Source organism: Prevotella scopos JCM 17725 (assembly GCF_018127785.1).
In the GTDB taxonomy this organism is placed as follows: domain Bacteria; phylum Bacteroidota; class Bacteroidia; order Bacteroidales; family Bacteroidaceae; genus Prevotella; species Prevotella scopos.
This window is the reverse complement of sequence record NZ_CP072390.1, coordinates 162,799-187,600: the sequence shown is the minus strand read 5'-3', so window position 1 is coordinate 187,600 and position 24,802 is coordinate 162,799. Positions and strand designations below refer to the sequence as shown.

At 42.8% G+C, this 24,802-nt stretch carries 13 protein-coding genes, 1 tRNA gene and 1 pseudogene; 8 read left to right on the top strand and 7 right to left on the bottom strand.

Annotated features, from left to right (window positions below):
- Positions 1 to 74, top strand: a tRNA-Asn gene (locus J4856_RS06125).
- A gap of 172 nt (positions 75 to 246) precedes the next feature.
- Here J4856_RS06125 and J4856_RS06120 read toward each other — a convergent pair.
- Positions 247 to 615, bottom strand: coding sequence for a desulfoferrodoxin family protein (locus J4856_RS06120; protein WP_025836729.1), 369 nt, complete (start codon positions 613 to 615; stop codon positions 247 to 249).
- A gap of 220 nt (positions 616 to 835) precedes the next feature.
- On the bottom strand, positions 836 to 2,866 hold the full coding sequence (locus J4856_RS06115; protein ID WP_025836727.1) for an alpha-amylase family glycosyl hydrolase: 2,031 nt from the start codon (positions 2,864 to 2,866) through the stop codon (positions 836 to 838).
- Between the two features lie 513 nt (positions 2,867 to 3,379).
- Here J4856_RS06115 and J4856_RS06110 point away from each other — a divergent pair.
- Genes J4856_RS06110 through J4856_RS06100 form a run of 3 tightly spaced genes read left to right on the top strand, consistent with a single transcriptional unit; the run spans position 3,380 to position 7,114 of the window.
- The gene (locus tag J4856_RS06110) at positions 3,380 to 3,874 is read left to right on the top strand and encodes a sigma-70 family RNA polymerase sigma factor (protein ID WP_025836725.1); all 495 of its coding nucleotides are present in this window, start codon (positions 3,380 to 3,382) and stop codon (positions 3,872 to 3,874) included.
- Complete coding sequence (locus J4856_RS06105; protein ID WP_025836723.1) at positions 3,871 to 4,563, top strand: DUF4974 domain-containing protein; 693 nt, start codon at positions 3,871 to 3,873, stop codon at positions 4,561 to 4,563. The genes J4856_RS06110 and J4856_RS06105 overlap by 4 nt, the downstream gene beginning before the upstream one ends.
- 4 nt (positions 4,564 to 4,567) lie before the next feature.
- Positions 4,568 to 7,114 (top strand): outer membrane beta-barrel family protein, encoded by a 2,547-nt coding sequence (locus J4856_RS06100; RefSeq protein ID WP_065367634.1) that lies wholly within the window; start codon positions 4,568 to 4,570, stop codon positions 7,112 to 7,114.
- A 232-nt stretch (positions 7,115 to 7,346) separates the two neighbouring features.
- Here J4856_RS06100 and J4856_RS06095 read toward each other — a convergent pair.
- From J4856_RS06095 to J4856_RS06080, 4 genes and pseudogenes are all read right to left on the bottom strand, one after another.
- Positions 7,347 to 8,353 (bottom strand): annotated as a pseudogene (locus J4856_RS06095) (Outer membrane protein SusF domain-containing protein).
- A gap of 82 nt (positions 8,354 to 8,435) precedes the next feature.
- Complete coding sequence (locus tag J4856_RS06090; protein WP_025836719.1) at positions 8,436 to 9,614, bottom strand: SusE domain-containing protein; 1,179 nt, start codon at positions 9,612 to 9,614, stop codon at positions 8,436 to 8,438.
- Positions 9,615 to 9,893: 279 nt separating this feature from the next.
- Positions 9,894 to 11,525, bottom strand: coding sequence for a RagB/SusD family nutrient uptake outer membrane protein (locus J4856_RS06085; RefSeq protein WP_025836717.1), 1,632 nt, complete (start codon positions 11,523 to 11,525; stop codon positions 9,894 to 9,896).
- Positions 11,526 to 11,546: 21 nt separating this feature from the next.
- Positions 11,547 to 14,612, bottom strand: coding sequence for a SusC/RagA family TonB-linked outer membrane protein (locus J4856_RS06080; RefSeq protein ID WP_025836716.1), 3,066 nt, complete (start codon positions 14,610 to 14,612; stop codon positions 11,547 to 11,549).
- Positions 14,613 to 14,895: 283 nt separating this feature from the next.
- Here J4856_RS06080 and J4856_RS06075 point away from each other — a divergent pair, with 283 nt between their 5' ends.
- Both J4856_RS06075 and J4856_RS06070 read left to right on the top strand, forming a co-directional pair.
- On the top strand, positions 14,896 to 15,921 hold the full coding sequence (locus J4856_RS06075; protein ID WP_025836715.1) for a LacI family DNA-binding transcriptional regulator: 1,026 nt from the start codon (positions 14,896 to 14,898) through the stop codon (positions 15,919 to 15,921).
- Between the two features lie 85 nt (positions 15,922 to 16,006).
- Positions 16,007 to 17,341: an SLC45 family MFS transporter gene (locus tag J4856_RS06070; protein ID WP_025836713.1), complete on the top strand. Its 1,335-nt coding sequence runs from the start codon at positions 16,007 to 16,009 to the stop codon at positions 17,339 to 17,341.
- A 194-nt stretch (positions 17,342 to 17,535) separates the two neighbouring features.
- Here J4856_RS06070 and J4856_RS06065 read toward each other — a convergent pair whose 3' ends face one another.
- Positions 17,536 to 19,416 (bottom strand): IS1634 family transposase, encoded by a 1,881-nt coding sequence (locus J4856_RS06065; RefSeq protein WP_065367635.1) that lies wholly within the window; start codon positions 19,414 to 19,416, stop codon positions 17,536 to 17,538.
- Between the two features lie 669 nt (positions 19,417 to 20,085).
- Here J4856_RS06065 and J4856_RS06060 point away from each other — a divergent pair.
- A complete protein-coding gene (locus J4856_RS06060) occupies positions 20,086 to 22,779 on the top strand; it encodes a 4-alpha-glucanotransferase (RefSeq protein ID WP_025837029.1) in 2,694 nt (897 codons plus the stop codon).
- 97 nt (positions 22,780 to 22,876) lie between these two features.
- Positions 22,877 to 24,790 carry a type I pullulanase gene (pulA, locus tag J4856_RS06055; protein WP_065367636.1) on the top strand — a complete coding sequence of 638 codons (1,914 nt, stop codon included), beginning with the start codon at positions 22,877 to 22,879 and terminating at the stop codon, positions 24,788 to 24,790.
- Positions 24,791 to 24,802 lie beyond the last annotated feature (12 nt).

The window sequence follows — 24,802 nt, the reverse complement described above, 5'->3', positions numbered from 1 at the left end:
GCTTCAGTAGCTCAGTTGGTTAGAGCACCTGACTGTTAATCAGGGGGTCGTTGGTTCAAGCCCATCCTGGAGCGCATCAAAAGGAATTACGAAAGTAATTCCTTTTTTTTGTTTTTAGGAATTTTAGAAAAGGGGCAGAATAATGATATTGGGCCAATTAGGCTAATAAGAAAAAAAAGGGTGCATGTTCTCCTGCTTAAGGAGTTACACACACCCATTATTATATGTCAGTTTGAAAAGTAACTTTTACTTTGAACGCCAAAGACCATGGAGATTGCAGTACTCACGTGCGTAAACCTCAGTTGCATCAGTCTTAAACTCAGCTACAGGGCGGTCTGTGGGCTCAAGATACTTGCGGAGAACCTCGTTGTTATTAGTTACCAACTCAATCCAAAGGATAGAGTGCGCCTCTGTCATTGGGTGCTCAACCTCACCAATTGTTACGCGGTAGCCACCTTCAATCTTCTCAACAACTGGTACGTGCTTCTCTGTTGCAGCATCAGTAGTATTCTCAACTACATGCTCCATACCAGCAACACCACACTCACCGTCTACCAATACTTCAACGATCTGACCACTCTCTGAACACTTATATAATTCGTTTCTTTTTGCCATAATAAATTATTTCTTAATGTTTTATGTCTGCAAAGATATATCTATTTTCCGAAAGAAACAAACTTTCCACTTGTAAATATTTCAATCTTTACATTATTTAAGATTTTCATAAACCTAGAAGCGGTTAGACACAAATGTATCTAACCGCCGCGTTATCAATTAATAAGAGCTTTGTAATACGATTACTTTGGCTATGATTTAACTTGCCATCAGTCCCTCATTACTCTTTCACAACTATCTTTTTACCATCATGAATATAGACTCCACGTTGCGTTGGTTTACCCGTGAGTCGTTGACCAGAGAGTGTATAGTAATACTCACCGCCTTTCTGCTGCTGAACTGCAGCTTTGACATCCTCAATACCCATAACTATCTCCGTTACATTGTTGATGGCGAACTTACCATTCTCCTTCGTTGATGAGACTTCAAAGAATGACGTTTTCTTCACACGTTCAATATCGACTGACTGGTTGACACTAGCAGTAGAAGCTGTACCAATATTGAAGACGAAATTTACGTAGTCATCAGCTTTATGGAGTGTATAGTCCTTATAGAACCAAGTCTTGCCATTTATCGTTGCAGTTGTAGTAACCTTATCACCTGGCCATGCTGTACCAGTATGCGTACCACCCCATGAATGATAGTTCACGTATGAGTTCCAACCCACCTGATCAGTATTCACATAGACACGAATCGTCTCTGGTGTGAAGGGGACAGGAGCCGTAATCTTATAGCTACGAGTAATAACCTTACCCACAACACCACCTGCCAACAAGGCTACCTTCAAGGTTGTTTCGCCCTCAGGAAGCGTTATCTCCGTTCCAGAAGCCACCTGCGTGCTACTTGCCGTTGGTGTTGTACCATTCGTTGTATAAACAAGTTTTACTCCCGCATTGGCAGAAACGGCAGTTAGCTTAACCTTTAAGTTCTCACCTTCATACGCTCCACTCGCCTTGTCAGCCCAAGCAGTCTCAGCATCATTAGTCAAATAATAAGCATAGTGATAACCACTCAAGAGCTTTGTATAACGTGAAGTAGGAACTATCAGTTGGTTAGCATTGCTACCCACAACGACCAAAAGCTTTCCGTTCGTACCCGTAACAACATTCGCATAATAGCCAGTAGAAGCGCGGTAGTTCTGATAACTGCTCGTATTCGTTACACCAGCCAACTTACGAGCATCAATCATTGCCTTTATTTCCTTTGGATAAGCGAGGTAATGGGTATAGAAAACACAAGGTGTTCCAGGCATAGCCAACAAGTAAGCATTAGCAGCAAGCGTATCTTTCCGAATAGGGTCTGGAGTGTAACCGCTCGTCGTTCCTCTGTCTTGAACATCATGATTTTCAACGAAGGTAACGGCATACTGCTTATAAGTTCCATTATCAACATTGATGCCAGTAGGTCTTGAATCACTAAGTACACTCCAGTTATTCTGATTGATAGCATCACGAACAGCATAGCGGAAAGCAAAGTCGAAGGCTGCACTACGTTTTCCTGTACCATCAATCCACGCCTTTACCGTATTCACATTGCCGTCCCAATACTCACCTACGGAATAAGTAACGTTAGCCGCTGTATTATAATTACCAACATGAGAAGCGGCAAATCCCTTCACCATATCATAACGGAATCCAGCATAACCAAGGTCGTTAAGCAAGTAGTTTTCGTATGCTTTCACTATCTTCTGAACGTTCGCACTCTTATGATCAAGGTCTCGCATACCGCCCCAACCTTCTCCATCGTCATTGTTCTGACTGAGCTGAGTGCCTGTTCTTCTTGCTTCTGTGGCAGCTGCTCCACCGTCATCATCAGCACAAACATCCGTAGAAAGGTTCTGATAAGTTACTCCCTTATATACTTCTGCAGGGAATCCAAACCATCCATTATTCGTTCCGTGATGATTAATCACTACATCTGCAATCGTCCCAATCTGCTTGTTCTTAAAGGTAGTAATCATACTCCTCAACTCCGCCTCCGTACCGAACGACGAGTTCTGATTGAAGTAATAGAGCGGATCATAGCCCATTGACTTCGTTGCGGCAGCCTTACCACTCTGTGGAACCCATACAAGATCGAAGTAACCAGAGAAGTCATTAGCTTTCTTCTCCAATACAGTCCACTGCGAATCGTAGAACGAATCCCAATAAAAGCCTTGTAACATTACGCCACCATAACCAGCAGGCCAACCTTGTGATATGGCACTCAAGCACACAAAAAGTGTACATAAACTTGTCAAAATACGTTTCATATAGATTTCGATTTTAGTTATCTCTTGTTGATAAGTACAAAGTTAGTGATTTTCAATACATAATATTGCTACCCACCACACGTCTTTCATTATTTTTCATGCAAACGTTTGCACTTTGAACATAGGTTTATTAAGTGAAGAACTAACATCAGATTCTCACCCTCACCATCAACCATTTCTGCATAGAACATGCTAAACTTTGATTAAAAGATAACATTCCGATTCATTACAAAAGGCTTGTAACACCCTTACAAAAGGCTTGTAACACCCTTACAGGAGGCTTGTAATATAGATAACAACGGCTATGCCTTAAACAAACAATGAATACCAATAACGAAAAAGATAGCCATTGAAGAGAGAAGATAAGTCGTAATGATATACAAACAGCATACTTTAACGTTTTTCTTGATAGTAAACAGCTTATTAAAGTATAATCGTTACCTTTGTAATCTAATACAATAAAAATCATTGTTAAGCTTTACATTTCCACCTTCTGAGCTGTAAGAATAGTGTATGATACATGAAAATACTGACATAGAAAGGCTTTTCAAGCGTTATTACCAACCGATGTATCGGGTGGCAAAAGGGATTCTCTACGATCAAGATGAATGTAAAGACGTGGTGAGTGATGTATTTGCCAAGGTCTTTGAAGAGGGTATAATACTGCTTCCAGAGACGGAGGAAGGCTATTTGATAAGGGCTGTCCGCAATCGTTGTCTGAATATTATTGCACATAAAGACATACGAGAAAGGACCTCAAAACTACTTTTGAATGATGCAAAGACTATTCTCTCCGAACATGACGAAACACTACTTGACCGCCTAATGCTACTCATTGAACATTTAGAGCCGCCTATTCGTCGTCAGATTCTACGCCTACGCCATGTGCAAGGACTACCCTTTCAGCGCATTGCCGATGACTTAGGAGTGAGCAGAGTAACTGTGTATCACCATCTTTCAGAGGCTATTAACATCATTAAAAGGCAACTTAACCAAGCAAAACAATGAACAACAAGCAATCAGAAGAGAAACAAAGGATATTCCTCAACATGCTGGACCATCCTGAGAAATACACCACGAAAGAGATAGAAACACTGCTTGCGGATGAGGAGATAAGCTCGTTTGCATCCAATCTGGCTATGACTAAACGTGCAATGAAACTTCATGAAGATGAGGACATAGACGTGAATACCGAGTGGGAACGCTTTGCGATAGAACATTCTATACCACAAAGACGTAACTGGAAGCGGATTGCGGCATCTACTATCGGTATCATCTTTATATCAGGCTTGGCGTTTGCTGCTACAGTTCAGTTGGGTATTCTGCCTTTCTTTAATAGTAAAGAGGAGGTTGAAACACACCCAAAAACTCCTCATCTAACGGCTACAGACTCTATAAAGAAGGTGCAGGCAGAACGCCAAGCAGTTTCAGACAGCCTTAGCCGAGTACTCCTTCACAAGACAGATAGTATTCCTCCGCAACCTATTGTGTTTGAGGATACATCTTTGAAGACCATCGTTGATGCTATGGCAGCATATTATCATGTCGACGTGAAAGCACTAAATCCTGTATCAACACACATCCGCCTCTACTTCAAATGGGATAGGCAGTGTAGTCTTCAACAGAATATAGAACTGCTGAATGCCTTTGACCGCGTAAAAGTTAGCTATTCTGATAACACATTAACAATAGAGTAAAGCTATGGAAAGGTATCTTATTATTCTGCTACTCCTCATCGGCTCGCATGGAGTATCAGCCCAACGTATCAGTCGACAATATAATAATGTATCCATGGCACAGGCGTTGAAGGAGTTAAACCAACTGCAAAACCGATACACCGTAAACTTCATTTACAACGACTTAGAGGACTTCCGCATCACTACTAACATCAGGAATAAAAGTGTTCCAGATGCTATTGGACAACTCATAGGCTTCTATCCCATTCGGATGACATGTCGCGGAGACGTTATCATGGTGGAATGTACACACAAAACAAGGCGACATTTGACAGGAAAGGTCATTGATGAGACTGGACAGCCAGTACCTTACGCTAATGTTCTACTATTGTCTGTTGTCGACTCCAGTGCTATATCAGGTGGAGTTAGTAATGAGAGTGGTGTCTTCGTAGTACCATTTGAGCCATCAAAGGTCATCGCCCGCATTAGTTACGTGGGTTATAAACCAGTTTATCGTACCTTTTCAACAGAACAAGCAGGTATCATTCAGCTTCAACCCGATGCCTTAAAACTGAAGGAAGTGACCATTAAAACGTCCCATCCACTATACAAACAGACCAATGGAGGGATGAGTATCAACGTTGAAAATTCCCTTTTATCGAAATTAGGAACAGCTATGGATGTCTTAGGACAGCTCCCTCGTGTCACAACCAATGGTGATAATGTGCAGGTGTTTGCCAAGGGTACACCGCTTATATACGTCAATAATCGCAGAATAAGCGATATGAAAGAACTTACGGAACTAAAGTCTGACAACATAAAGAGTGTAGAAGTCATTACAAGTCCCGGTGCGCAATACGATGCACAAGTACAGTCTGTCATCCGAATCAAAACTATTCGTAGGCAAGCTGATGGTCTTAGCTTTCACAATGATACTCGGATAGAATACAATGGACAGTGGACAGGTTCGGAGGCAACCAAGTTTACCTATAGAACTAAGCACTGGGAGCTTTTCAATAACATCACTTGGATGAACTATAAAGACCAAGAGAAGAATTATCTCTGCTCTCAAATACATACCAGTAGAGAGGATATTGAGACGCAACAACATATCAGATACGAGAGTAACCATAATATCCTTTCTGAAAATATTGGTGCTTCTTATTTGATAAATGATAGCAATACCATCGGTGGAGCTTATCGTTATTACACCGACTATCACATGGATGGGTCTATAGATAACAACCAAAACATCTATAAGAATGGTACTTTAGAAGGAACAATAGCACAGAAAGGAGACGTGGAAGTGCGTGTTCCTGCTCGACATCAGGCAGACTTGTATTATGTGGGACAGCTTGGAAAACTTAGCATAGACTTCAATGCTTCTTACATGAGTATAGGCACAAAAGAAAGGCACGTCCAATCGGAACACTCCAACGAGTTCCCTAATCGTGAAGTACACTCCACGGGTAACCAACACAGCAACCTCTGGGCAGGGAAACTGGTTCTTAGTCACCCATTATGGGGCGGAAATATATACTGGGGAACGGAACTTTCCAGCACAAACTCACGTGGGGATTTCAATAACAAAGAGCAGATTGTAGCGGCATCAGAGACCAATATCAAGGAAAGGTATCATGCGCTATTCACTGAATATACCCATTCTTTCGGCAATTTCATACTTAACACAGGACTACGATATGAGCATGTAACCTCCAACTATTACTCTTTTGGAGTGAAACAAGACGATGCCAGTAAACATTACAGCAATCTCTTCCCTTCCTTTTCCCTATCATGGAATCATGAGAAATGTAGCTTTCAACTCAATTATAACAGTAAAATCCATCGTCCAAGCTACCGTACTCTGCGCAACTTCATACAGTATAACAATCGTTATGCCTATGAAGGGGGTAATCCGGAACTGCATCCTGAACAGATACACAACGTAGAAATAAACGGGATATATCGTTGGTTGAGTCTCTCGATAGGCTATAAGTACTACAAAGACGTGATGTTCTGGACCCATAAACTATACAAGAATCAGGCTATCTCATTCTCTTCAACCTACAACTACGACCATTCTGAGAACCTTTATGCAAGTATCTCGGCTTCTCCTAAGTTCGGAATCTACCAGCCAACAGCAGAAATCAATTATATCCAACAGCGTTTCCATGCACCATTAGATAATGGTACATTAGTAAAAAACAATCCCTGCTTTGTAATCTCACTACGTAATCAGTTTTCTTTCTCTAAGACTTTCATAGCAAGAGTTGACTTCAGAGCACGCACAAAGATATATGATGGTTTCCAAACATCCAATGGTTGGGCAAGGATGAATCTCGCCTTACGCAAAACATTCTACAATAATCGTCTAATATTCATACTCTCTGCGGACGATATCTTCAAGTCCGAACGAGAACAATGGACACTTCGTGGCTATGGAACAACATTAGACAAAGATTGCTACAACTACTCCCGCGCTGTCTCACTGACCATCACTTACAACTTTAATGCTAAGCGAAGTAAATACAAAGGTACGGGTGCTGGCAATGCAGAGAAGTCCAGATTGTAAACGAATTGTCCTGACTAAGAAGAAAAAGCTATCAGAGTTGGGACAAAATACAGTAAACGGCACTTCATAGTAATTAAATTAGCAAAGGCAAGTAACTTCTGTCCCAAGCTTATGGAACTAAAACAATGCATTGTTCTTACTGATTCTCAGACACGTATAGGAAGCACGAAAAAAGGTGCGTTGAGCAAGACTAAGCCAACGCACCCTAAATATGTATTTTGATGTTTAAAGTCTAAGGAACAAGTTCCATTGTACAGTGTGACTTCGTATCACACAAGAGATAGAGCTTAATATTATACTTACCAGCTGTAACATTAATGTTACCACCCTTGAGAGTAATATCAGCTAATGAGCCACCCCAATCTAACACCCAATCGCTATTCGCACGGAACTTCATCTCACCAGCAGTCAGTGTGATGCCCTTAATCTCCCAACACTTCTCAGTAGCGTTGTAAGTCATTGCCTGATCGCTGTTCCATCCGTTTGGAGTTGCAGAACCAATAATACCAATGCGATTGATAGCTGTGTAGGTAAGAGCCTGTGATGTGAGGTCAATATCCACCTTATAGAAACCTGCTGGTTCAGTCATCACGATATTACTACCCTTCTCAACGAGATCAGTACCATAATCAGTACCATTCCAATCCTGCTGAGTAGCAAACTTAAAGCCATTCTGATTGAGATACATAAAGCCAGTGTACTTACCATCAGCAGCTGCGCTATAAAGCGGATTGCTAAATGACCAGCCATTAGCATCACCTGACATATAAAGATACTGAGTGAAAGCTGGTGCAACACAAGTAACGTTTGCAGTCACACTCTGAGAAAGTCTGAAGCCTTCACCACGGAGCAACTTCACTTTATCTGTTACGGTCAAAGCAACCTGATGGAGGTCGCCATTCTTACCATAGAGGCTTTCTACGGCAGAAACGAGTTCTGTACTCTTCACCTTACCCCTTTGCTTGCGTTAAGTGTAGCCGTCTTGTTGTTATAAGAAAGTACAGCTGTTAAGGTTTGAGAAGCGACAGAGTCTGTTGACACCACCTTTGGAACAAACAACTGAACAGAGTCTGCTGTCTCTGTATTGAAGTCGATGGCTGCTGCTTGGCTTACAGTGAATGTAACCGTACTGGCAGTCTCTGCGCTGTTACTCTGTGGTGCAGTCCATGCTTCATATTCATCGCTACCGCAAGAAGCAAGTAACAATGCGGCACTTGCCATGATTAATAATTTCTTCATTTCGATTCTTCTTGTTATGTGAAAAGGGTGTGTCATACTAATTGTGCCTGCTGACACACCCTCTATTATCATCTTTAATAAATTACTGCTTTACGAAAGAATACTGACCTGTGATGTCGTTGAAGTAAACAGTGTAAGTACCCTTACCATTGCGAACATTCTTACCGCCCTTCGTTGCAACACCATATGGGAATGCTTCAGAACCCCAGTTTACGTCCCAAGTACCGTTAGCAGCGAACTTACAGCCCTCACCATCAGCACCAGTAGACTTCTCATTGAAGGTCACAGTAGCCTTCCAATCATGATTCTCTACAACAGTTGTCTGTGCAGTCATTGGTGTTCCTGCAGCATTCCAGCTGTCATGCTTACCAGGAAGACCCATAGAGTTGTAAACAGTAGGTGTAGCACCAGTGTACTCTGCGATTGTCAGTTTCACATTCTTAGTATCAAAAGTAATGGTATAGTAACCAGCTGTTGGAACCTTGATATCAGAAGAACCGCCATCATTATAAAGGAACTCGCCATAGCTTGCGCCCTGACCAACCTGACCAGCATCCCAATTCTCTGGGTTCTTCTTCAGTTTGAAGCCTGCTGTTGACAGATAACCAGTCCAAGAAATTACGCCCTTACCTGTCTTCTTATCATACTCCTGGCCTTCCATTGGCAACAATGGAACCACCTGACTATTACCCCATGAGCCATCACCGAAGTTACCACCGACGAGATACCAAGTCTCAACAGGAGCGTCAGAAAGCTCAATATAATAAGGAGCAACACTCATCTTTACAGGGTTAGAGTAGATTGTATCACCATTTACTAATGAGTAAACACGTGCGTAGAGTTCCTGTGTTGCAGGGACAGTAGTCTCCTCATAGCGTTCCATCTTCTGAATAGCCGTTGCAAGATCAGCTGCAGGAACAGAGGTAGAAGCTGTACCTGTTGGCGAACCAACAGCAGCATAGTTACCACGTTCAGCATCCATATCAACAACAGCGTCCACAGACTTTGTCCAAGTGTTGGTAGTTGAGAACTGCATACCATATTCAGCAGCTACAGGGAAACCATATTCAGGCTGCGACCATGTGAACTTCAGGCTCTCAGCAACCTTTAAATCTATTGTTTGTGCAGCGTAAGCTGGTGTGTTCAGAACAAATGTCTTTGGTGACTGAAGAACTGGATTATTGTCCAGGTCCTTGTCACAGGCAGAGAACAGTGCCACACCTGCACACAACAGCAACGATGACTTAATTATTGATTTCATATTGATTATTCTTTAATCGTTTACTTTCTATTATTCAATAGTACGTCTTTTCAATGCCTTTTAAGTCCCAAGAACGTCTTTATTAACCACGAAGTAGGTCATATTAGAGTCTTGTTGGCGAATTCTTTTCATGAAAAGAAATAATTATTTTCACGAGTGGAAATATTTATTTTCATGAAGAAAAATATTTGTTTTCATGAAAAGAATTTGCCGTAGATGATTATCAAGAAGTTAATTCTCAGCTTTCATCAGACCTTCCAGCCATTGATTACACCTTAATTAATAGCCCGGATTCTGAATCAAGTTGGCTTTATTAGCAACCATATCACTTGTCGGAATTGGGAAGAGGTTAAGATGAGAGTCGAAGTTACGGCCGTTCTTCACACCACCCTTCCAGCTCCAGTTGTAATTAACATTACCACCGAAGTAGCCGAAACGGATAAGTGTTGTACGACGCAAGCCTTCGAAGTAGAACTCACGACTCCACTCGTCACAGATCTGGCGGAGTGAATAAGCGGTCTGAGTAGTAGCATTAGCACGTGTACGGAGCGCATTGATATAAGCAGTTCCCTGTGCAGTTGTCGTTCCATTGTTCTGACGTGCATCTGCTTCAGCATACATCAAGTAAGCCTCAGCAGCACGCATGAGGAAGAAGTCGGCGTCTGGGAAGAGCGAGTTATGACCTGCACTGCCGTCCGTCTTAAAGTTATTAAACTTACAAACAGAGAATCCGTTGGTAAATACCTTTACACCCTTCTCATCGTCACCATTGCTTACATTACGACCTTCACCATCAAAGAGGGCACGATCGTCATCTGCAGCTGCTGGCATAGCGTATGCAGCAACATTAGGAGCATCGTTATTTGGGAAGAACTTCAATACGAGGTCTGTACGCATACGGTTACCAGCCCAACCACCAGTTGTATTGTTACCTGCAACGGTAGCACTCTTGATATGCTCGCTGTTGTCGTTAGAACCAGCCATGAGATAGAGGGTTGTACCATATGAAGTAGTCTTCAAACCATCCTGAAGGATAGGGAAGATAGCCTCAACAGAAGCACCATTCTCACCATTATCGCCCATAAAGAGTTGCTGATAAGCACTCCACTGACCCTTCTTGGTGGTATAGAGCTTATAAGGAGAGTCGATAACCTTCTTTGCATATAACTTAGCATTAGTCCAATCAGCAGTACCTGTATAAACCTCAGCATTCATATAAAGACGAGCCAAGAGCATCCAAGCAGCAGCTTTGTCGACACGACCATAACCAGTAGTGGCTGAAGTCTTAGGACTTGCATCGTTCAAATTAGGCTCAACCTCATTCTTCAATTCATCAATAAGCCACTTATAAAGGTCTGCACGCTGGATGCGAGCTGGCTTAGCAGAAGATATTGCTGTTGTGAAAGGAACATTACCCCATCCGTCCAAGAGATAGTAATAATTCAAAGCACGGATGAAACGAACCTCTGCTGACATCGTTGCGTTGTAGTCACCGAAGTCTGCAAGATACTGATTGCAATAGGTGATACCCGCATAAAGACGATAGTAAAAACCCTTCAACATTGGATGTGAAGCGTCATAACTATCGAAGTTCATGTTAGAAATACCCTCATCACCCCATGCGCAGATAGCCTCATCAGTGGTCAACTCCTGTGAATTGAATAGCTGACGTACGTAACCACTGGTTCCACCATCGATACCATCAACATCGCTATCACCATTAGCTCCACCGTTACCAGCCATAGCAATATGAGCATAGCACTTATTGAATGCGCTTTCTGGCGACGTATTTTCCTTTGTATTAAGGTTTGGATCAATTGGTTTTACATCCAAATCGCCTATACAAGAGGTGAACCCTACTGACAGCAAAAGTGCTGCTGTAGAGAATATATATTTGAATTTAGTATTCATTGTCTTTACTCTTTTATAGATTTAGAAATTCAGGTTCAAACCCAAGATGAATGAGATTGGACGTGGATAGAGGTTGTTGTCAATACCATTGAACACCTCTGGGTCGAGACCTTTATACTTAGTAAGGCAGAACACGTTATTCACAGTTCCATAAATACGACCAGTGATTCCATTCCATGAACCCTGCTTGAGAAGATTAGCGAAGCTATAACCCAAGGTTACATTATCCAACTTCAAGAAAGAAGCATTCTGTACCCAGTAGTCTGTCTGAGTAGATGTAGTCTCGGTTGACAACCAGTTGTCTGCTACTACATCTGTAGGACGGTTCACGAGGAACTTGCTCTTTACAAATATTTCTGAGTTAGACATATTAGAAGTACTTGCAAAAGCATCATTGTAAACATAGTTACCAAGACTTGCACGGAGTGCGAAACCAAGGTCCCAGTTACGATACTCGAAACGAGAAGCAAAGCCCATCGTTACAGGTGCTGCAGGTGCCTTGTAGTAGTACTTATCTGCATCGGTAATCTTACCATCGCTGTTGCGGTCGACAACTACGCCCTCCAACGGCTTGCCATTCTTATCATATGCCTGCTGGAATACGTGGAAAGAGTTAACTGCATTACCTACATGCTGTGCCTGGATGTTACCACCTGTACCAGCAGAGATACCTCCTGTTGGTACGAAATAGTTTGGATCGCTACCACCATTGAGGTTCGTAATCTTATTATAGTTATAGGTGAAGTTGTAATCCATTGTCCAGTTGAAGTCCTTAGCGTTCACTGCCAACCAGTGGAGACTTGTTTCAACACCCATATTATACATAGAACCAATGTTGCTCATTACCTGATTACGGAAGTTAGCACCTGCTGGTACGGTTGCATTGTTGAGCAAGTCGTTGGTCTTGCGATAGTACCAATCAATGCTACCAGTGAGGCGCTGCTTGAGAATACCCCAATCAAGTCCTACGTTATAAGAGGTAGTAGTCTCCCACTTCAAGTTTGGATCATATGCCTTTGGACGAGCCAAAGAACCATCACCAGCGATTGGATAGTAAGATTCATTACCTTTATTCATTTCGTATATAGCAAAGTAATTATAGTCGCCGATACCTTCCTGCTGACCAGTCATACCCCAGCTAAGGCGAAGTTTCAAGTCTGACAACCAGTCAATCTGCTTGAAAAGATTCTCTTCATTGATACGCCATGCGAAAGCGAATGATGGGAACGTTGCCCAATGCTCCTTGAAGCGTGAAGAACCATCATTACGTACGGTTGCTGTTACCATATAACGACCATCCATCAAAGACCAGTTTGCACGGCCGAAGAAGGATACAAGATAGTTCTCTGTTGCATAGTAATAAGGTGCATAGTTGCGTTGTTTGCCAGCAAGAGTTGCATCACCGTTTGTTGATGGATAGTAACTCCAATAAGCGTTTTTAGTGTTATGCCAGAAGTGTGCCCACTCATAACCAGCCATGATATCGAAGTGATTCTTTGCTTTATCATTGAAATCGTGGTAGTACTGAGCGTATGCAGAGAGCTGCATGTTACGTTTCAACTGTGATTCCCATCCATAAGAACCATAATAGATAGCCTGTGGAGAGGCTGGATCAACATCTGTTACCTGACGTCCCTTAGCAACATCAACACCTGCAGTAACGTGGAAACGGAGGTCTTCAAAGCCATGAACTTTATAATCAACATCGGCACTACCAAGGAAGTCGCGGCTGATAGCACGGTCGTTCTTTAGGTTAAGAATAGACACAGGATTCTTTGTTGCCAATGAATAATAGGTCTTTGGCCAACTGCTATCATTGAGCGCTGTACCATCATCAAGCCACTGGTAGTAGCCACCGAAGTTGTCATAACCAGACGCATAGACTGGCTGTGTTGGGTCAAACTGACGTGCTGCCTTGATAGCCTCACCATCAGCATAGCGATTCTTTGTCCACATTCCCTTAGCATTCAACGTAACCTTCAAGTGGTCATTCAAGAAAGAAGGGCTCAATGTCAACGCTCCAGTGAAACGCTCAAAGTTAGAAGTCTTGATGATACCCTGCTGATTTGTGTAGCCTGCACTAACACGATAAGGCAACCAGTTAGCAACTTGACCAGAAACGGCTACGTTATGGTCGTGGCTAAAAGCAGTGCGGAAGATTTCATTCTGCCAATTAGTATTTGCCTTACCAAGGCGTGAGTAAGCTGTTGGAACTTGATTACCATTAGCATCGAGGGTATAAAGATCAGTACCAAACTTGTTTGCTATGAGGCTACGATACTCATCGGCAGACAAGACGTCAAGGTTCTTTGAATTCTTACTAACGGTGAAGCTACCATTATAAGACACCTGCAAGCCACGACGTCCTTTCTTGGTTGTAATGATGATAACACCATTTGAACCACGAGAACCATAGATTGCAGTAGCAGAAGCATCCTTCAAAACGTTGAAAGACTCAATATCCTGTGGGTTTACAAGTGACAAAGGATTGCTAACACCCTTAATACCAGTCTGGTCCATAGCCACACCATCAATCACAATCAATGGATTGTTAGATGCGTTCAAAGAAGAACCACCACGAATACGAATGTTAGCACCGCCACCAGGAGTACCACCATCGCTCGTTACACTCACACCGGCAACCTTACCAGCAAGCATGTCCTGTGCATTAACAACAAGACCCTTATTCTTGCCATCTGGCTTTAAGGCTGTCACCGAACCTGTAAGGTCGCTCTTCTTAACAGCACCATAACCAATGACAACAACCTCATTCATCTGCTGTGCTTGGTCTTCCTGAAGTGTAATTACCATACCATTGGTTGCAGCCACCTGTTGTTTCTGGAATCCAATGTAAGAGATTGTCAAAGTAGCACCTGGCTGTACATTGACAGAGAAGTTACCATCAAGGTCGGTCACTGTACCATTACTTGTCCCATTGATAAGGACAGAAGCACCAATGACTGGCTCGCCAGTAGCATCCTTCACCTGTCCTGTAATCATAGACTGTGCAAAGGCACTAACTGAAAGGAATAGACCCAACAATAGAGTCAATATCCTTACAGGAATTTTGCATTTTACCTGCTTCATCTTTGTTATTGTTAAAGTAATTTATAAATTGATTAAAGTTATATCGTTTAGTTCGATTAAAACGTTAGGTTAATAGCCGTTTCGTGGGCTTTTTCGGTTGCAAAGATAGTTGATATTAAGCTACTTTATACTTTTTTCGTTTTAAAATCGTTATTAAAATCAATGCAAACGATTGCGCAAATAAATATAATATAATTAAATTGACATAAGTCAAAAAATTACTAGAAAATATGTATATTTGCGATATAAAACAGTTAGCAGACTAAAAACAAAGTTAAATCGCATGAGTGACGAAACTAACATAACAATGAAAGATATAGCTCGAGACCTAGGTGTTTCGGTCGCTACCGTCTCTCGTGCGCTCAAAGACAGCCCTCGTATCTCTGCTGAAAAACGTGAGGCAATAAAGAAGTATGCACAAGAACATAACTTCTATCCTAACTTTCTTGCTGAGAGTCTGCGCAAAAGTAAGGTACAACCGATTAAGGTTATCGGTGTCATCGTGCCACAGCTTGACCACTTCTACTTCTCATCTATTCTTTCTGGTATCGAAGAAGAGGCTTCTTCACGTGGCTATCGAATTATGGTTGCACAGAGCCGAGAGAGCTATGAGGACGAAGTGAAGATCTGCCGAGCATTTTCGGAAAGTAAGGTTTGCGGAATTATTGTCTCTCAAGCCAAGAACACTATGAAGTACGATCATTTCCAAACGCTCATTGACAAGGGTATTCCTTTGGTATTCTACGATCGTATCAGTACGGGTATAAATGCGAGCCGAGTAGTTGTTGATGACTATATGGGTGCTTTCTCTGCCGTCACACACCTTATTAATACTGGTTGCAAGCGTATTGCTTATTACGGCACGTCCTTAACAATGCAAATCGCAAAGAATCGTTATAATGGATATCTTGACGCCTTACTGAAAAATGGTATGCATCCTAACGAGCAACTGATAAAGAACTGCGACAACAGATCAGAAGCCGAGCTTATCACGCCAAGCATAATGCGACTTCCCGAACCACCAGATGCCTTCTTTGCCGTCAATGATGATACGGCTATTGGTATTCTTTATTCCTGCAAACGATTAGGTTTCCGTGTACCAGAAGACATCTCTATCTGTGGGTTCACTAATGGCCAACGTGCCATTGCCTGCGACCCAATGCTGACAACTGTGGAACAAAGAGGAATCCGCATAGGAGAAGAGGCAGCAAGTATTCTCATCGATCAGGTGGAAGGAAGATTGCCTAAGGATAAAATAGAGAAACGAGTAGTGAGAACAAGGCTGATTATCAGGGGGACTACAAGGTAATTTATCTTAGCATTTATTAGCCCAATTGAGTCAATTAGCCCAAAAGTCTGATAAGTCCAATAATATTCTAAAAACAAATATAACAATGAAACAAAAGCCTAACTTAAGCTTCTGGCAACTTTGGAACCTCAGCTTCGGGTTCTTCGGAGTACAGATTGCATACGCACTACAGAGTGCCAACATCTCACGTATCTTTGCGACTTTAGGTGCTGATCCTCATAATCTTAGCTATTTTTGGATACTTCCTCCGCTGATGGGTATCGTCGTGCAGCCTATTGTAGGTTCATTCTCAGATAAAACATGGACACGCTTCGGACGCCGCATTCCTTACCTTTTCGTAGGTGCAGCTATATCCGTCCTCGTGATGTGTCTATTGCCAAATGCAGGCTCTTTAGGTATGGCTGTGTCAACTGCTATGGTGTTTGGACTCGTCTCATTGATGTTCCTCGACACAAGTATCAATATGGCTATGCAACCCTTTAAGATGTTGGTGGGAGACATGGTCAACGAGAAACAGAAGACACTCGCCTACTCTATTCAGAGTTTCCTCTGCAATGCAGGTTCTATTGCAGGTTATGTTTTTCCTTTCCTCTTCACCTTCTTGGGTATCTCTAACCAAGCTCCATCAGGTGTAGTACCAGACTCAGTAGTCTATTCTTTCTATATCGGTGCAGCCATCCTCATCCTTTGTGTTATCTATACCACAACCATGGTAAAGGAGATGCCACCAAAGGTTTATGCCGAATACCATTCTTTACAGAAAAAAGAAGAGACTACAAAGTCTAATCTCTTCACCTTATTAAAGTCTGCACCATCTACCTTCTGGAAAGTTGGTTTGGTACAGTTCTTCTGCTGGTTCGCCTTTATGTATATGTGGACTTACACCAATGGAACCGTAGCAGCAAACTGCTGGGGTGTTGACATGCTTGCTCATGATGCAACGATGACAAAGGATTATCAAGAAGCAGGCAATTGGGTAGGAATCTTGTTTGCCGTACAAGCCATTGGTTCAGTGGTCTGGGCAATGGTTCTTCCACAGTTCAAGAATACCAAACTCGCATACTCCTTCTCGCTTATCTTAGGTGGAGCAGGCTTTGTTCTCGCAGCCTTCGTGCACAATCAGTACGTGATGTTCATCCCATTCCTCCTCATCGGATGCGCTTGGGCGGCGATATTGGCAATGCCATTCACCTTAGTGACGAATGCGCTCGAGGGTTATGGCCACTTGGGAACTTATCTTGGCTTGTTCAACGGAACCATCTGTATTCCACAGATTATCGCTGCTGCTATTGGTGGCGTGATACTTCAGTTGGTTGGTTCTGTACAAAGTAATATGATGATTGTTGCAGGCGTTTCTCTATTCCTCGGTGCAATGTCCGTTGGATTCATAAAGGTACATCGTCCTGCAGAGCAAGGGTAACAATAACTTTTTTATAATCTCTCTGAATTTAAGGGTGTGCTGAAAAGTGTTTCAGCACACCTTTTCCTTTTATACAAATGCTTTTTACACCTCTTATCGATCAACAAAACAAACCTTTTCTACCTCCTACTTAGCCCAAGTTTAACCCCCACTTTCGCCTATTTCTTGCAGTCACCGTACTCTCCTCGTTTTTCTTATGGACTCTGTGTCCTACAAATTTTATTCTTTTTGTATGGTGAGTGTTTTAAGTTCAACTTATCGTATATCTGTTTTGCTTGCTTCGAAGGACTACTACATTGGCGCATCTCGATGTTCTCACCTAATGGATTTTTCCCTTTTGTTGTGACGAGCTTCTGGGTGCTCATACGTCGTACAATCTCAGTCCAGTAACAGGATTCTCCTTCTCGTTTTAATTGACAGCGGATGGTGTTTACCACCCAATAGGCTAATAAACCGAAGAAGAGGTGTGCGTCGCTTCGCTCATCTTTCTGATGATAGATAGGACGGAGGTTGAGGTCATTCTTAAGTTGCCTGTTCGTGCATTCTATCTCACGAATGAGATTGTAGTATTCCCATGTCACACGCTCAGAAAGTGTCCTGACATTGCTGCGGAGGAAGTAGACTCCGTGACCGGACTCCATTGCAGAGAGGTCTTTTATCTCCCAGTCTACGCGCAGCATCTGCTTGGGTTTCTTCTCATCTTTTATGTAGCTTATCTGATAGAACTTCGCTATAGATGGGTACTTCTGTATGGCACGTCCTGTACGTTCAACAACCTTTTCATAGGTTTTTGTTCCACCTTTCTTGGAGATTCCATCGTTTATTCTCTTCAGTTCCATCTCAAAACGCTCTCTCCAGACCCTGTTCATAGACGACTCTGTCATAGCTTTCGAAGGAGATGTTATTTCGAGATAATAATCCTTGTCATCTTCTGTCTTAACCTCTTTCAGCGTTATTTTCTGCCGACGGGCATCCATTACCGTAACACTCTTGTTATCATCACTGAGCGTATAGTCCTTCATCTTTGTACGGGATACGCAGAGATAATTGTAACCTTTTCTTTTGATCAGCTCCAAGTTCTCTTCCGTGGCAACACCTGCATCCATGACAACGAGCGTATCTTTTGTCCGTGATGGATTCCTCTTTGCTAACGTATCAATCATATTGGGCAGAGACTTAGGGTCTGCTGTATTACCCTCCAAGATAGAAGAATAACGTATAAAACCTTCTTTATTGATACATAGTGCAAGTACAAGTAGCTTACAGTCAGAGCGTTTTTCTTTTGATCGGCCGAACTTGGCCTTGTTGCTGTTACGCTTGCTGCCCTCGAAATAGAAGTTGGTTAAGTCGAAGAGCATCAACTTGTTGTCTATATTAAAGAGATCGTCAGTAACGTTGCACAGATGACGCTCTAACTGTTCCTTTAGTTCATATAATTTGTCAGTGACTTTATACAGAGAATTGATTCCTGGTGTCCAGCCAGGAACTCCACTATAAAGTTCACCAGCAGCCGAGTTATCACGCAAATAATAATAAGACGAACGTTCAGAAACAGCATATACTGTGCGAACAATCAATGCTGACAAAGCTGTGTGTATTGTATTCTCCGTCCAGCCGTTTTTGCGCAGGAAACCCTCTAATTGCAGTTTGTCTATCGTCTGCTTGCAGAGCCACTCAGCACCGACATTCCTTGCGTCAGTATATTTTGCCGTCTCAAGGTCAACGTAGTTCTCATATTTTCTCAGCGATTTCTGCTCTTCCTTGTTAAACCTATCAATTCCACCTTCGTTCTCCATACGGCTCCACCATTCGTCAGCCTTTGCCTGTTCAATAGGAGTAAGTCCGTCAAGATGTTCCTTGAAAAGCGAGGGTGTACTTCTGTTTTTGAAGCGTTCGGTAAGTGCGTATGCAATTTTTCGAACCTGTACGGCTGTAAGTGAAGGTTCGAACCCGATGTTCAACAGAATTAGCGAATGTACATGACCCTGCACGTCACGATATGACTCCTTAATGCGATAATAAGGAGCCATGTCACCTGTTGCAGGGTTGAATCGTGTCTGTACATTTGCGTGCATGAGTGCAAAGTAACAAAATAATTTTGATATGACGGTGTCCTACAAATCAGATTTTACTCCTCGTTACAATACCCTATGCCTGATTATCAGTCTTTTATGAAATTAATACTACATAAAACATCCCGAAAATTTATGAAAAATATTTTTGCCGGTTAAACTTGGGTTAGCCCCTATCTACCCCTCCCTATCAAATTATTTTCATGAAAAAAAATATTTTTCTTCATGAAAAGAAATATTTCTTCTCACATAAATAAATATTTATCATCATGATAAGAAATGATAAACCACTGAGAAGTTAATCCCAACAAAGTATTCTTTTCTAAGCAAATAAATAACTATCATCAGTTAACAAACATCCTCTTTCAAGTTTGCCATTCGCAGTTTACAATTCATATAGTCCTAATCGCAAAGTTCGTTTACCATTTCTAACGACTGTGTTGCAGCCACGCACCATTGGTGTTAAGCACTAACACGAAAACAAAGTAACATTGGTGAGCATCAAAAATTATTTTATTTATACTTATAGAGCATTAGTTCTTTAGCCATGAACTTCTTCCTGTTCATCACCATGCAAACGATTGCGCAAGAATTGATATAAATCATATAAAAGGGTATTGCTTATTCAAATTAATATTATTATCTTTGACGAAAAATAACTATCCCAACTCTATGAACATACAGTTTCACATAAACTACCAGACCTACTATGGGCAAGACCTTGTCCTGAATATTATTACAGGTCAACACAACGGGGCTGTTGAGGCCTCACAGTATAGAATGCGCACTGCTGACGGCTACCACTGGGAGGTGGAAGTGAAGAAAGATGCAAAGCCAGGAACGCATATCGAATATTTCTACAGCATTCTCTGTGGCGATACCGAACAGCGAAAGGAATGGGGCGTAATCAATCACCGACTGGATTTTGATACAGAACGCAGTCTTAATTATCGTGTTTACGACCATTGGAGTGACATTCCGGACAATGCTTATCTCTATACTTCTGCTATTACCGATTGTGTTGCGGGTAAGAAGTTACTGAAGGGAAAACTCAATAACTACAACAAAGCTGTCACGCTGAAGGTGCGTGCGCCACAGTTAGGTGCTACGGATGAGCTTTTCCTTGTAGGTGCTGAGTCTGCATTAGGTGCTTGGAACGTGAAGAAGGCATTGAAGATGGTACAGCATAATATCAACGAGTGGAGTTATACCTTAGATGCAACAAAGCTTGTTGGCGACCAGATTGAGCTAAAGTTCTTCGTCAAGAGCAATGATAGTAATGAGAATCTCGTTTGGGAATATAGCGACAACCGCACCTTACTATTGCCAACAATGGATGAAGGCGACGTTGTTGTTTATGAGTTGACAGAGGCTGCTTTCCCACTTCCTGCTATTCGCGTTGCTGGAACATTGGTTCCTGTTTTCTCACTTCGTTCGGAAACAAGCTTCGGTATCGGCGACTTCGGTGATTTAAAGAAGATGATTGACTGGGTAAGTATGACCAACCAGCGTGCGCTGCAGATTCTCCCTATCAACGACACAACTATCACTCACACTTGGACAGACTCTTATCCATATAGCTGTATCTCTATCTTTGCCCTCCATCCACAGTATGCTAACCTTACAGCATTACCTGCGTTGAAGGACAAGAAACAGAGTGAGAAGTTCGAGAAACTGCGCAAAGAGCTCAACGCACTGCCACAGATTGACTATGAGCGCGTGAACGATGCGAAGAATGAATATCTCCATCTGCTTTTTGAACAGGAGGGTGCTAAGGTACTCGAAAGCAGTACTTTCAAAACCTTCTTTGCTGAAACTGAGAGTTGGCTTGTCCCTTACGCACAATATTCATATATGAGAGATAAGTTCGGCACAGCCGATTTCTCTCACTGGCCAGATCATAAGCAATGGGATGAAGCAGACCGCAAGGCATTGTCTAACCCTAAGGATAAGGCTTATAAGGAGGTAGCATTCTTCTATTATGTACAATTCGTGCTGAGTAGTCAGCTGAAAGCCGTGCACGAATATGCACAGGCACATAAGATAATCCTCAAGGGTGACATTCCTATTGGTGTCAACCGCTATGGCTGTGACGTATGGACAGAACCACGTTACTTCAACCTTAACGGACAGGCGGGTGCTCCACCTGATGACTTCTCAGTAAACGGTCAGAACTGGGGGTTCCCTACTTACAACTGGGATGAGATGATTAAGGACGGCTGTCAGTGGTGGGTAAACCGCTTCCAGAATATGGCGCAGTACTTTGATGCTTATCGTATTGACCACGTACTCGGCTTCTTCCGTATCTGGGAGATTCCTATTCATTCGGTACACGGACTGCTTGGACAGTTCGCTCCATCGCTTGGTATGAGCCGTGAGGAGATTGAAGGCTATGGTCTGCACTGGCAGGAAGAACTCTTCACAGAGCCATTCATTGCAGATTGGGTACTCGACCGCATCTTCCGTGAGCACGCTGATGAGGTGAGACAGAAGTATGTGGAACACGTATGGGGCGACAGATACAAGATGCGTCCAGCATATGATACACAGCGAAAGGTTGAGAAAGCATTTGCTGGTAAGAACTCAGATGTTGATATCTGGCTGCGCGATGGTCTTTACGCATTGATTAGTAATGTACTCTTCGTTCGTGACCATAAGGATCCAAACCGTTTCCATCCACGTATCTGCGTACAGTTCGACTTCATTTATGAGAGTCTCTACGATAGCGATAAGGCTATATTCAATAAGCTTTACAACGATTACTACTATCGTCGTAACAACCAGTTCTGGTATCAGGAAGCAATGAAAAAACTACCAAAGTTAGTCAATGCGACTCGTATGCTTGTCTGTGCAGAAGACTTGGGAATGGTTCCTGATTGCGTGGCATGGGTAATGAACGAACTACGCATCCTCAGTCTTGAGATTCAGAGTATGCCAAAGGACCCTAAGGTTCGCTTCGGTCATCTTAGTGAGAACCCTTATCGTAGTGTTAGCACCATCTCTACTCATGACATGGCAACACTACGTCAGTGGTGGGATGAAGACTGGGAACGTGCGCAGGACTACTTCAATAGTATGTTACATCGCGGTGGTCCAGCACCTCATCCACTGCCAGGTTGGTTGGCAAGAGACATCGTTAGCCGTCACCTAACATCCCCAAGTCTACTCTGTATCCTCGGTATTCAGGACTGGATGAGTATTGATGAGGAATTGCGTTTGGCTGACCCTAATGCAGAACGTATCAATGTCCCCTCTAACCCTAAGCATTACTGGCGTTACCGTATGCACGTTAGCATTGAGGACCTGATGAAGAATAAAGCTTTCAATGAGCAGATGACAGACCTTATCTATCAGGCGGGGCGATAAAAAGAATAGGTGATGATGGCTATTGTAAATTGTTATAACAATCCATCATCACCTAATATTCAACATTCAACACCCAATATTCAACACCTAACACCCAATGAAAATAAAATATAAACTTACAGCATCAGTCGCTGCATTCATCTTCGCACAGAACGTTGTTGCACAACAGCGGTTCAACGAGATATCTTATTCTCCGAATGAGACAACCTTCCGCCTCAACGCTCCCTCTAAGCCAACGCTCCGCCTTTATGAGGCAGGACTAGGTGGGAAAGCCTACAAGAAGATAAAACTCACACAGAATGGTGACAACACTTGGACAGCTACTGTAAAGGGTGACCTCAAAGGTAAGTTCTATACTTTCGATATCGGACACGGTGAGACACCAGGTGTCTTTGCCAAAGCAGTCGGCTGTAATGGCGGTCGTGGTGCCGTTGTTGACATGAAGGAAACTAACCCAACGGGCTGGGAAAGCGATCGTCGTGTACCGACTAAGAGTCCGGCAGATCTCATTATCTATGAGTTGCACCACCGTGACTTCTCTATTGATCCTTCATCGGGCTTGATGCACAAGGGTAAATACCTTGCTTTGACAGAGCAGAAGGCTATTAATCACTTGAAGAAGTTGGGTATTAACGCTGTGCATATCCTCCCTTCGTTCGATTTTGCCTCGGTAGATGAATCCAAACCGGACGTGCCACAGTATAATTGGGGATATGACCCATTGAACTACAACGTACCAGAGGGAAGCTATTCATACGATGCTAACCTGCCTACACGCCGTATCATGGAGTTCAAGCAGATGGTACAAGCATTGCACAAGGCAGGTATCAGAGTTATCCTCGACGTTGTTTACAACCATACTTTCGACCTTACAAATAGTAACTTTGAGCGTACTTATCCTAAGGCTTACTACCGATACAAAGCTGATGGTACACCATCTGATGGCACAGGATGTGGTAATGAGACAGCAAGTGAGCGTCCTTTGATGCGCGATTATATGCTGGAGTCAATGAAGTATTGGGTGAAAGAGTATCATATTGATGGTTTCCGTGTCGATCTCATGGGAGTACACGACATTCAGACGATGAATGATATCCGTCGTGAACTCAATGCTATCGACCCAGAGATATTTGTCTATGGTGAGGGATGGAGCGCAGGTACATGTGCTTATCCTCATGAGAAGCTAGCGATGAAAGCTGCTGTTTCACAGATGCCGGGCATCGCAGCGTTCTCTGATGACATCCGTGATGCCTTGCGTGGACCCTTCTCTGACGACCATAAGCCCGGTATGCTTGGTGGTGTTACAGGCTTGGAAGAGAGCTTGAAGGCGGGTATTGCGGGTATGATTGAGCACCCACAGGTAGACTACTCAAAGGTAAACTATTCTAAGAAACCTTATGCCCTTGAACCTACTCAGATGATTGCTTACGTCAGCTGTCACGATGATATGTGTCTTGTTGACCGCTTGAAGGCTTCTATTCCAGAGGCAGAATACGATGAGAATGAGCTGATTCGATTGAACGAACTTGGCCAAACGGCTATCTTCACATCACAAGGTGTACCTTTCATGCTCTCTGGTGAGGAGATGCTTCGTAACAAGAAAGGAGTGCATAACTCGTATAATTCACCCGATAGCATCAATCACCTCGACTGGAATAACCTCAAGACTTATCCACAGGTATTCAACTATTACAGTGGACTCATCAACCTTCGCAAGGCACATCCTGCCTTCCGATTGGGCAAAGCCGACCTCGTTCGCAAGCATCTTGAGTTCCTTCCTGTACAGGACTGTTTGGTTGCTTTCCGCCTAAAAGACAATGCTGGTGGTGACAAGTGGAAGAATATCTATGTTATCCTTAATGCCAACAAGGAGCTTCGCACCGTCAACATCCCTAAGGGACAATATACGATTGTATGTGCTAATGGTGAAGTGAATGAGGCTGGATTAGGCAAAATGGAAGGTGGGGAGGTGATGGTTGACGCCCAGTCAGCCCTCATCCTACATGATTAAGGAGCTATAACC

Excerpts from the sequence above, each read along its gene's own strand:
- J4856_RS06120 (WP_025836729.1), bottom strand. The coding sequence starts at position 615 with ATGGCAAAAAGAAACGAATTATATAAGTGTTCAGAGAGTGGTCAGATC.
- J4856_RS06115 (WP_025836727.1), bottom strand. The coding sequence starts at position 2,866 with ATGAAACGTATTTTGACAAGTTTATGTACACTTTTTGTGTGCTTGAGT.
- J4856_RS06110 (WP_025836725.1), top strand. The coding sequence starts at position 3,380 with ATGATACATGAAAATACTGACATAGAAAGGCTTTTCAAGCGTTATTAC.
- J4856_RS06105 (WP_025836723.1), top strand. The coding sequence starts at position 3,871 with ATGAACAACAAGCAATCAGAAGAGAAACAAAGGATATTCCTCAACATG.
- J4856_RS06100 (WP_065367634.1), top strand. The coding sequence starts at position 4,568 with ATGGAAAGGTATCTTATTATTCTGCTACTCCTCATCGGCTCGCATGGA.
- J4856_RS06090 (WP_025836719.1), bottom strand. The coding sequence starts at position 9,614 with ATGAAATCAATAATTAAGTCATCGTTGCTGTTGTGTGCAGGTGTGGCA.
- J4856_RS06085 (WP_025836717.1), bottom strand. The coding sequence starts at position 11,525 with ATGAATACTAAATTCAAATATATATTCTCTACAGCAGCACTTTTGCTG.
- J4856_RS06080 (WP_025836716.1), bottom strand. The coding sequence starts at position 14,612 with ATGAAGCAGGTAAAATGCAAAATTCCTGTAAGGATATTGACTCTATTG.
- J4856_RS06075 (WP_025836715.1), top strand. The coding sequence starts at position 14,896 with ATGAGTGACGAAACTAACATAACAATGAAAGATATAGCTCGAGACCTA.
- J4856_RS06070 (WP_025836713.1), top strand. The coding sequence starts at position 16,007 with ATGAAACAAAAGCCTAACTTAAGCTTCTGGCAACTTTGGAACCTCAGC.
- J4856_RS06065 (WP_065367635.1), bottom strand. The coding sequence starts at position 19,416 with ATGCACGCAAATGTACAGACACGATTCAACCCTGCAACAGGTGACATG.
- J4856_RS06060 (WP_025837029.1), top strand. The coding sequence starts at position 20,086 with ATGAACATACAGTTTCACATAAACTACCAGACCTACTATGGGCAAGAC.
- pulA (WP_065367636.1), top strand. The coding sequence starts at position 22,877 with ATGAAAATAAAATATAAACTTACAGCATCAGTCGCTGCATTCATCTTC.